We start from the raw sequence: 9,772 nt of genomic DNA on the forward strand, positions 1-9,772 counted from the left end.
TGGACGCGCAGTTACCTCGGCAACCGGGCGTTGGCGGCGTCGGCGACCGAGCGCGTCGCCGACTACCGGGATGCCGTCGCGCAGATTCCCTCGAACCCGTTGGCCGACAGCGACCTGCCGCTGGTGGTGGAGCCGCTCAACATCCTGCGCGACCTTGCGCGCGCTCCGGTAAAGACCGCCGGGTTAGACCCTGCGGAGCTTGGCTGGGGGCTGTCTCAGCAAAGGGTCGTCGCCAACGAGGCACGGCTTGCCTACCGCGCGGCCCTGAACCAGCACTTCCTGCCGCGCCTGCTGCTGCGGCTCGAGGAGCAGATGCAGAACAACGTCAACAGGCCGGAGGTGCTCTTCGAGACGCTCAAGGTCTACCTGATGCTGGGGCAGGCCGGGTCCCTCAATCCCGATCTGGTCCGGGAATGGAGCGCGGCGGACACGCAGTCCGCCTATCCCGGCCCGAACCGCGCGCAGTTGCGCAACGACATCGCCGATCACCTCGACGCGTTGCTCGCCGCGCCGATGGAGCGGATCGAGCTCAACAAGGACATGGTCGATCACGTTCGCGGCATACTGAGCGAGACGCAGCCCTCGCAGCGGGTCTACAACGGCATCCTCGCCAGCCCCGCCGCCAGGGCGTTGCCGCAATGGCGGGTGACGGACGTGGGCGGGCCCGCCGTCGGGCGGGCGATGGTGCGCCCCTCCGGCGCACCTCTGGACGAGGGCGTCCCGGGCATCTTCACCCATGCCGGTTTTCACGAGGTTTTCCTCGAGGAGGCGCTCGCCGTGGCCGAGCGCATCCAGCGCGACAGCTGGGTGCTCGGTCCGGAGAGTGCGATCGCGCAGAGCGAGGCCGCGCTCACGCGCATCAGCCGCGACGTGCTGGACCTCTATTACAACGATTACGTGAAGACCTATGATCAGCTTCTGGGTGATCTCGACATCGTGCCGCTCGAGTCTCTCAGCCACGCCGTGGAGGTGACAAACGTCCTCTCCGGCTCGACCTCGCCGATCGTCAACATTCTCGAAGCTGTCGCGCAGGAGACACGCCTGACCGCCGCGCGGGCCGCGGACGTGCCGGCCGGTGATGAGGCCGCGGCGGTGGGCGAGACGGTGGCGGGGTCGGCGCAGGTCACCGGCGCGCTCAGTCCGCGCGCCCGGCTCTTCATGGAAGCGATGTCGGCCGGGGCCGCCGCGCGGGGCGAAGAGACCGCACAGCCGGGTGCCTATGTCGAGGAACGCTTCGAGTGGCTGCATCGTCTGGTCGCGTCGCAGGAGGGGGCGCCCTCCGAGCTCGACGAGATGATCGGCACGCTGACCGAGGTCTATCAGCAGCTCAACCGGATGAGTTTCGCCGACGGAACTGCCTCGGGCAGCGACGAGGAACTGAGCGCGCTCGCGCGGTTCCGGTCTGCCTCGGCGCGGCTGCCGGGGCCGATGGAGCGCTGGTCCAAACAGATCTCCGTCGGGTCGGCCGGAATTGCGGCGGACGGGACGCGCGCGGGTATCGACGCACTCTGGAAGTCCGAGGTGCTGCCGCTCTGCGAACGTGTCGTGGGCAGCACCTATCCCTTCGATGACCGTGCACGCGCGGATGCCTCCATCAAGGATTTCTCGACGCTCTTCGCGCCGGAGGGCCTGATCGACAGCTTCTTCCGGGAGCATATCGCGAAATATGTCGATACCTCGACCCGCCCCTGGAGCTGGAAGGCGGTGAACGGAACCGATCTCGGCATCTCGCAGGCGGTCCTGACCGAGATGCAGCGCGCTGCCGAAATCCGCGACGCCTTCTTCGCGTCCGGCACCGCGCCGCAGATCGACTTCCAGGTGACGCCCGAGGCGCTTGATCCGGAGGCGCGCAGCGTCGCGCTGGAGATCGACGGGCAGACCGTCGCCTTCAGCCACAGCGACGGTCAGCCGCGGCCCGCCGCGGTGGCATGGCCGGGGTCCGTGGGCATGGCGCGCATCGCCTTCGAGCCTCAGGCCAGCAATTCCGAGAGCATGCTTGACCGCGACGGGCCCTGGGCGTGGTTCCGGCTGCTCGATGCCGCCGAGGTCCGCAACACCAACGCATCGGATCGCAAGCGGCTGATCTTCCGCGTAGGAGGGCGGATCGCGATTTTTCAGCTGCAGTCGAGCTCGGTCCTGAATCCCTTCGCACTCCCGGCGCTGACGTCCTTCAGCTGCCCGAGTTCCTTCTGAGCCATGCCGGGCGTGGGGGCATACGGGAAGCTGCCCGCGCTGGGCGATTTCTTCCGGATCGCACCGCCTGCGGGCTTCGTGGAGCCGTGGGACAGCTGGTTGCAGATGGCGATGACGGCGGGGATCGCCCGGCTCGGCCCGCGCTGGCAGGACTGTTTCCTCACGGCCCCGATCTGGCGTTTCTCGCTCTCCGCGGGTCTCGCCGGACGGCTGCCGGTCTGGGGCGTGCTGATGCCGTCGGTGGACCGGGTGGGGCGGCTGTTTCCGCTCACGCTCGTGGCGCCGATCCCGTCCGGGGCAGAGGCCGTGAAATGGCATTTTACAGCTGCGCCTGCCTTCGAGCGGCTCGAGGAGGTGGCGCTCGACGCGCTGTCGGACGCGATGACGCGCGAGACGCTGGCGTCGCGGCTGGCGGGCTGCCCGCTTCCCGATCCGCCCGCCCCGGGTTGCGTGTCAAGGGCCGGGCAGGGCGTGCACCTGCGGGAGCCGGCCGGGGGGGCGGCATTGGCGGGACTCGCCGCGCATCTGGCCGGCACAGGGCGTGCGCGGCCCAGCATCTGGAGCCAGTCGGGCGAGGCGGGCGACGACATCCTGCTCGAAGACGGCCTGCCGCCGGCGGAGCGGGCGCATCTTCTCTTCGCGCCCGACCGGGCGGAGGCGGCGGGTGCCCTGCCGCGACGCCCCGCATGACCAGCGTCCGGCACAGCGCGACGACGCATGTGGGGCTTGTCCGGACGGTCAACGAGGACAGCGTGCTGGCGCTGCCGGACCGGCGGTTGTGGATCGTCGCGGATGGCATGGGCGGCCACGCAGCGGGCGATTTCGCGAGCCAGACGGTCGTGGAGGCCGCGGCGACCCTGCCGGCGGGCCTTTCGCCCGTCGACCAGCTCGGGGCCCTGCGCGTGGCGCTCGCCGGCGCGCATGAAGCGATCCGCGAAGAGGCGGCGCGACTCGGCGTTCCGGTGATCGGGGCCGCAATCGTGGCGCTGATGCTTGCGGAGGGGCACTTCGTGGGGCTCTGGGCGGGCGACTGCCGGCTCTATCGTCTGCGGGACGGCGCGATCGAGCTGCTGACGACGGATCACTCCGTCGTGGGCGCGCTGGTGCAGGCAGGGCAGATGAGCTGGGACGAGGCCGAGCTTCACCCCCAGTCCAACGCGATCACGCGCGCCGCGGGTGTCGGCGAGGTTCTCGACCTCGACAAGGTGCAGGGTGAAACGCGGCCGGGCGACCGCTACATCCTGTGCTCGGACGGGCTGACGAAATACGCCGGTTTCGAGACGCTGCGCGAGACTGCCTGTGGCGCTCCGTTGGAGGTTGTGGCCGACCGGCTGTTGCAGGTCGCGCTGCGCGGCGGGGGCGCAGACAATATCTCGATCATCGTCGTGGACGTCGCCTGAACCCTGGGGCCGCGCGTCAGCGGCGCGCGGTGGTCAGGATCCTGCTGTCGAGCGTGCGGATCGCGTCTGTCTGTTCGCCCAGCACCTCGGCGAAGCTTTCGATCGACTCCATCGTGGGCCGCGGGCCATCGAACAGCGGCGCCCGCGCGTGCAGGACAAGGATGCGGGTCTTGCCCAGCACCGTGTCGTCCACCACGAAGGCGAGCCGCCGGCCGTCCGCCGCCTCGGCCTGCGCCTCGGAGTAAGCGACACGCAGGGCCACCGGCCCGGTCTGCCCGTCCCGCAGGCTGGCGAGCGCGGTTTCGGGACGGTTACGGTTCGGAAGCATGTGAAAGACGTTGCCCGAGACGTCGAGCGCGGCGACGTAGAGGTGGCCGTCGGTGACCTCGGCCGGTACGGTCACGTCGATGACCGGGTTCTCGCCGACGAGATAGCGGCCGGTCACGTTCTCGCCCTCCTGGTCGCCCCAGCCGAAGCGTACCTCGAAGCCGCCCCGCGGTACGTCCGGAAGGGCACGATCCACACGGCAGAGCCCGGGGTTGAGGATCGTGACGCGGGGGACGATGCGCCGCTCCCCCGCGGCCTGCGACAGGGCTTCGCCCAGGTCGGCGCGGGTTGCGGGCGCAGCGACGGCACCGGCGACCACGATCTCGGCCCCCAGCGGGTACCCCGTGCTCGGCGGATCGGTCTGGCGCAGGGGGCCGCAGTCCTCGTGCGCCTCGAGGATCTCGGCCACCCGCCCCGGGGGCAGGATTCGCGGTCCCGCAAGGATGTCGGCCTCGACCTCCAGCGCGCCGGACGCCCCCTCGTCCGAAAGCTCTGCCATCACGCGCGCCTTCTGCGCGGTGTCCGCGCTGAGCCCCGATAGCTGCACCAGATCGTCACGTGTCTCCAGCCGCCACTCGGGCATCTCCTCGATCGCGTCGAGCAGCGCCATCACCTCTGTTGCCCATGTTTCGGCGATATCGCCGCGGGCCAGCGTCAACTCGGCGCTGCCGCCCAGGTCGGCGAACCGCTCCGAGAGCGCGGCGCGCATTTCCGGGGTGGGGACATGACCGGTGGCCCTGGGCGCGTCCGACCGTGTCCGTTCGGCCGTGAGTGTAAAGGGCGCGGCCTGGGCGTAGCGCGGATCGACGAGGGTGCCGGTGCTGAAAAGGTAGGCGCCGGCCCCCGCGAGAACAAGCAGCGCGAACAGGGCCACGACCCATCCCCCGCGCCGGCGCCGGACCGTGCGATTGGCCGGAGGGGGGGCGGCCGCATCGGCATGCCGGGCCTCGGAGACGGGGCGCGGCGGCGGTCGCGTCATCCCGCCGGCCGGAGCCTGCGTCCGCTGTCCCGGCAGCGCGATCACCGTCTGCTCGGGATCGGGGGGCGCGCCGTCGTCGCCGGCCGCGCCGGCCGTGGGTGCCGCGATCGCGCCGAGAACCTCTCCCGTCGTCTGGAAGCGCGCCTCCGGCTCCGGCGCGGTCATCCGGTCGATCAGGCCTTTCAACGGCTCCGGGACGCCCGCGGTATCCAGCGGCTCGGATTTCGCGCGGACCAGCTCCGACAGGTTGCTTCCGAGATCCGGCGCGGTTCCGCGATACGTCGCGAGCAGGGACGCGCCGAGCGCGTAGATATCCGAGCGGGCGTCGGCCTTCCCGGCGAGCTGTTCCGGCGCGGCATAGGCGAACTTGCCGGCGAAATCGCCCCCAACGATGGTCTCGGCGCCCGGGTTGGCATCCTTGGCGATGCCGAAATCGAGTATCACCGGGTCGGACGGGTCGCCGCCCCGCAGGATGATGTTGTCGGGCGAGAGGTCGCGATGGACGATGTTGCGCGTGTGCGCCGCGCCGAGACCATCGGCGACACGCGCCGCGACGATCAGAAGATCCTCGGCCGGCATTCCACCCTGTGACAGCTTGCGGTCGAGGCCGGGCCCCTCGACGTAATCCATCACCAGATACACGAGGCCGGAGTCGGTCCGCTGACAATCGAAATAGCGCACGATCGCGTCGTGGCGTATCTCGCGGATGGCCTCCTCCCGCGTCATCAGCGTGAGGTAGTCCTCGTTCGTCGCGAATTCTGAGCGCAGAACCTTCAGCGCAACGACCCGACCCGAGATCTCGCTTCGCGCGCGGTAGGCTTCCGACGTTCCGCCGCGGCCCAGGATGCGCTCGATCCGGTAGGTGTTGTTAAGCAGGTCGCCGGGCCGGAAGGTGTCGCCGGGCCGCGGGTCGTCGCCGCTCATGACCGCGCCCCGTCAAGGCGGGCGCCCCCGCGGCTCATCCCAGCGCCTGGAATTCGACCCGGCGGTTCACGTCGGCGCGCGGGTTCTCGGCGTCGTAGGGAAATTGTTCGCCCACGCCCACGGCCTCGAGCTGCGTTTCCGGGATCGCGCATTCGCGGACGAGAAACCGTTTCACCTCCATCGCGCGCAACTCGGACAGCCGCTTGTTGTACTCCGCCGAGCCCGAGGCATCCGTGTGCCCGATGATGCGCATCCCCTTCACGTCTGCCGCGGTCACGGCATTGCACAGCGACAGAAGCTTTGGCCGCTGGTCGGGCCGCAGCGCGGCGGAATCGAAATCGAAGGAAATGTTGACGTTGACCTGTTCCTCCTTGGGAAGCTGGGTGAGGCTGACCTCGGTCGACGCGTCGCTCGACGTGTCGGTCGCGGCATCGTCGCCCTGACTGGCCGGCGCGATGGCGAGACCTCGCGTCTTCTGCTTGGCGAAGGCTTCGGTCATCTCGGATTCAGTCATCTCTGACTGCGCCTGCGCGGCGTGCGGAAGGGCGACCCCTAGCACGAGGAGCGCGATCGGTATCAGGCGGGCGGCATGATGGATGGACATGATCTTTTTTCCCTGCTGGACAGCGCAAAGGATACCCGTCACGGGGCGATTTGCCAAACGCCGCTGCACCCTCCGCGCGATTGACTTGCGCGTGGCCGCCGCACAGACTGATGCCTACACGTCCGCACTGCGCCGTTGGGGTCAATGCGTGCCATTCCTGTCATCGTCGCCGCCATCGCGTTGCTGGCCGCGCTTCTCGGCTGGTTGCTCTACGAGCAGCTCCGGCCGCCGCAGGGCATGGGCCTGTCGGAGACAGGACCCTCGGTCGACAGCGCCGCGCGGATCGAGATCGAGCGCCTGCGCCAGCAGATCGAGACCATGCAGGAGCGCGACAGCGAACTTCGCGAGCGGCTCGGCACGCTGGAGAACGACTTGCGGGAGCTGCGCGAGGAGGGCCGCGCGGGCAACGGTGGCGCGATGGGCCGCGCCGGCGGCCACCCGCCTCTCGGGCCTGATGCCGAACCCCGTGGGCCGAACACGATCCGGGACGCCTATGCCGAGGTGGTGCTGATCGCGGATCGCCGCAACGTGAACAAGGGGCTGACCGTGGCCGGTCCCCGCTTTCTCGAAGAGTTTCTGGGTCGTCCGCGGGAGACACTCAGCGACCGCTGCGAACCGATGACCAATCCCGAGCTTCGCGAGCGCCTGGTGCTCGAGACGGTCGGACCGATTCGGGTCCACATGCTGCAGCCAGCGGTCGACAGCCTGCGCCGCGTCTTCGAGAACGTGCGTCGCGCGGACCCTGACCTCCACGACAGGATCGCCTCCTCCGGCTCCCTCTGCGTGCGGCGTATCCGCGGGACGCAGGCGCGAACCTCCACGCATGCCTTCGGGCTGGCCGTCGATCTCAACCTCGACGGTACGCTCGACCTCTTCGCCGACGGGCGGACCCAGATGGGTCTCACCATCCTCGCGGACTTCTTCCATGAGGAGGGCTGGGTCTGGGGCGCCGGCTTCGGCCGCGAGGATTCGATGCATTTCGAGGTCAGCCGCCAGCAGCTCGAACGCTGGCGTGAGGACGGCCGCATCTGAGCGGCAGCGATATTGCCGCCTGGCCTGCCGGTGTGGTTTACTTCGCGTCACACGCGGCATGCCGCCGAGGGGAGTCCGGTCATGCGTTTTCTGGCTTGTGCGCTTCTGATCCTGCTGCCCCAGATCGCGGCGGCCTCGGACCGCGTCGCGCTGGTGATCGGCATGAGCGATTACCGAACGGTCGTCGATCTGGACAACACGGCCAACGACGCGCGCGATATCGGCGACACGCTGACCGGCATCGGGTTCGAGGTGACGACGGTCATCGACGCCGGCGGCGCGGAACTTCGCGACGCCCTCGACGCCTTCGCCTTCCGCTCCGAGACGGCGGATCTCGCGCTGATCTACTTCGCCGGTCACGGGGTCGAGGTGCAGGGTCAGAACTTCCTGATCCCCGTGGATGCCGATGTGCGGTCGAACCGCGACATTCAGCGCCAGAGCATCTCGCTCGACATGTTGCTGGCGGCGGTGGACGGGGCGCGCGTGATGCGCGTGGTGATCCTCGACTCCTGCCGCGACAACCCCTTCGGCGATGCGCTCGAGCTCGCGTCGCTGGAGGAGACCGACGAGATGACCGAGGACAATCGCGGCATCGGGTCGAGCGCCGGCACAGGGCTCGCTCCGCCCGCGCCGGATCGTGGCACGATGGTCGCCTTCGCCGCCAAGGACGGCGAGAAGGCGCTCGACGGCACAGGCGACAACAGCCCGTTCGCGATCGCGCTGATGGACGCGATGCCGCGCCCCGAGCTGGAGATCAGCCTCATGTTCCGGCAGGTGCGCGACGACGTTCTGGAGATGACGGGAAATCAGCAGGAGCCGCACACCTACGGATCGTTGTCGGGCACGCCGTTCTACCTTGCCGGTGCGTCCGGGAGCGGCGTCGGCATCGGGGCCGAGGACCGCCGCGTCGCCTGGGCGTCGCTTCAGCCGGATCAGGAAGAGCGGCTCGCCACGCTCGCCGGTCAGGGCGACACGCGCTCGATGCTGGGGCTCGCCTACATCCATCTGAACACCGCCGATCCACGCCATGACCCCGAGACGGCGCAACGCCTTCTGGAGGAGGCCGCGGCCGCCGGATCGGCAGAGGCGCAATTCGAACTCGCCCGCATGCTGGAGCAGGGCGTGGGCGCCACGCGGGATGTCGAGCGCGCGCTCGCCCTTTACCGACGGGCCGCGGAGCAGGGCTTTCCCGACGCGCTGAACGACCTGGCCTTTTTCCACTATCAGGGGGAGCACGGCCTCTCCCGGGACGTGCCGCGTGCGCTCGACCTGTTCCGGCAGGCGGCGGATGCGCGCCACCCGGAAGCGATGTTCAACGTCGCCGCCCTGATCGACGACGGCGTGATCGAGGGGCGCGGGGCCGAGGATGCCGCGCGCTATCTCTACCGCGCGCTTCGCTCGGGCAACGCCGAGGTCTATGAGATCCTCAGCGAGCGCCCGGAGATGTTCAAGCCCGACACGCGCAGGGCACTGCAGCGCGAGCTCCGGCGCTACGCGCTCTATGACGGGGCGATCGACGGTGATTTCGGCCCCGGCACGCAACGTGGCATCGCGCGCGCCTTCGGCGATGTGCCAAGCTGACCGGATGGTCCGTGCCGGTCAGCCGGGCCCGACACATCGCCGACGCGTGTCGGACCGAGGCGCCCGCCAGCCTGACCCCGGGAAATTCTGGCCCGCGTCGATCAGGGCGCGGCCGCGCGCGGCAGCGACGTTCGGATCGACGGCCGAATATCGGGCGGGAGGGCCATGGGCTCACGCCGCAGAACACTCGGCTTCATGATCTCACGCAGGAAAGCGGGTTTCGAAGTCGGAAACCTTCTCTCGCGGCGGCATCGCAATGTGCCGATGTGATGCGTGCGAGACGCCATCATGGACGGAGAGAGCATCGACGTTCGAGGCCACCATGATCGGAATCGACGTGGCGGAGCGGGTTTTCCGGATGCATGGGCCCCGCGACGACGGGTCCGTCGCAATCCACGGGCAGTTTTCGCTCGCTCCATCTGGTGGCTTTCTGGCGCAACGCCGTGATCCTGACGTGCGCCGGGACCGTGCCCCGATTGAGGGGGATGGGTCACGCCGCCACAGGATCCATTTCGGCCGGTGACCGGTAGCCTGGAAGCGGCCTGTCCCGGGCGCCCCGTGGCCGCCGGTGCGAGCCCATCCCCGAAGGACGGGGCCCGTTATGCCGCTTGGCACCACCGCCTTGCGCGATGTCCGCCGGGGGTGGCGGGGCGGCTCAGCGGCCCCAGGTGCGGACCGGCCCGCAATCCATGTGCACGAAGTCGGAGGAGGTATACTTGCCGACGCCGCCGG

Annotated in this window: 8 protein-coding genes; 5 read left to right on the forward strand and 3 right to left on the reverse strand. The window is 69.5% G+C overall.

What is annotated here, in order from left to right; genetic code table 11:
* From tssM to ACESL7_RS08835, 3 genes are all read left to right on the forward strand, one after another.
* Window positions 1-2,193, forward strand: a 2,193-nt coding sequence (gene tssM / locus ACESL7_RS08825) for a type VI secretion system membrane subunit TssM (RefSeq protein WP_372892951.1), incomplete at its 5' end; no start/stop codon positions are given.
* 12 nt (window positions 2,194-2,205) lie between these two features.
* The gene (gene tagF, locus ACESL7_RS08830; RefSeq protein ID WP_372892952.1) at window positions 2,206-2,883 is read left to right on the forward strand and encodes a type VI secretion system-associated protein TagF; all 678 of its coding nucleotides are present in this window, start codon (window positions 2,206-2,208) and stop codon (window positions 2,881-2,883) included.
* The gene (locus tag ACESL7_RS08835; RefSeq protein ID WP_372892953.1) at window positions 2,880-3,593 is read left to right on the forward strand and encodes a PP2C family protein-serine/threonine phosphatase; all 714 of its coding nucleotides are present in this window, start codon (window positions 2,880-2,882) and stop codon (window positions 3,591-3,593) included. The genes tagF and ACESL7_RS08835 overlap by 4 nt, the downstream gene beginning before the upstream one ends.
* 16 nt (window positions 3,594-3,609) lie before the next feature.
* Here ACESL7_RS08835 and ACESL7_RS08840 read toward each other — a convergent pair whose 3' ends face one another.
* Together ACESL7_RS08840 and ACESL7_RS08845 are read right to left on the reverse strand one after the other, a co-directional pair.
* A complete protein-coding gene (locus ACESL7_RS08840) occupies window positions 3,610-5,823 on the reverse strand; it encodes a serine/threonine protein kinase (protein WP_372892954.1) in 2,214 nt (737 codons plus the stop codon).
* A 34-nt stretch (window positions 5,824-5,857) separates the two neighbouring features.
* Window positions 5,858-6,469 (reverse strand): OmpA family protein, encoded by a 612-nt coding sequence (locus ACESL7_RS08845; protein ID WP_372892955.1) that lies wholly within the window; start codon window positions 6,467-6,469, stop codon window positions 5,858-5,860.
* A 102-nt stretch (window positions 6,470-6,571) separates the two neighbouring features.
* Here ACESL7_RS08845 and ACESL7_RS08850 point away from each other — a divergent pair, with 102 nt between their 5' ends.
* On the forward strand, window positions 6,572-7,459 hold the full coding sequence (locus ACESL7_RS08850) for a M15 family metallopeptidase (RefSeq protein ID WP_372892956.1): 888 nt from the start codon (window positions 6,572-6,574) through the stop codon (window positions 7,457-7,459).
* Between the two features lie 81 nt (window positions 7,460-7,540).
* Window positions 7,541-9,040, forward strand: a complete 1,500-nt coding sequence (locus ACESL7_RS08855) for a caspase family protein (RefSeq protein WP_372892957.1) — start codon at window positions 7,541-7,543, stop codon at window positions 9,038-9,040.
* A 655-nt stretch (window positions 9,041-9,695) separates the two neighbouring features.
* Here the strand turns inward: ACESL7_RS08855 and ACESL7_RS08860 are convergent.
* Window positions 9,696-9,772 (reverse strand): peptidoglycan L,D-endopeptidase MepK (locus ACESL7_RS08860; RefSeq protein WP_372892958.1); only part of this gene is annotated, 77 nt, incomplete at its 5' end.

It is taken from the genome of Rhodosalinus sp. (genome assembly GCF_041685465.1).
Taxonomy (GTDB): Bacteria; Pseudomonadota; Alphaproteobacteria; order Rhodobacterales; family Rhodobacteraceae; genus Rhodosalinus.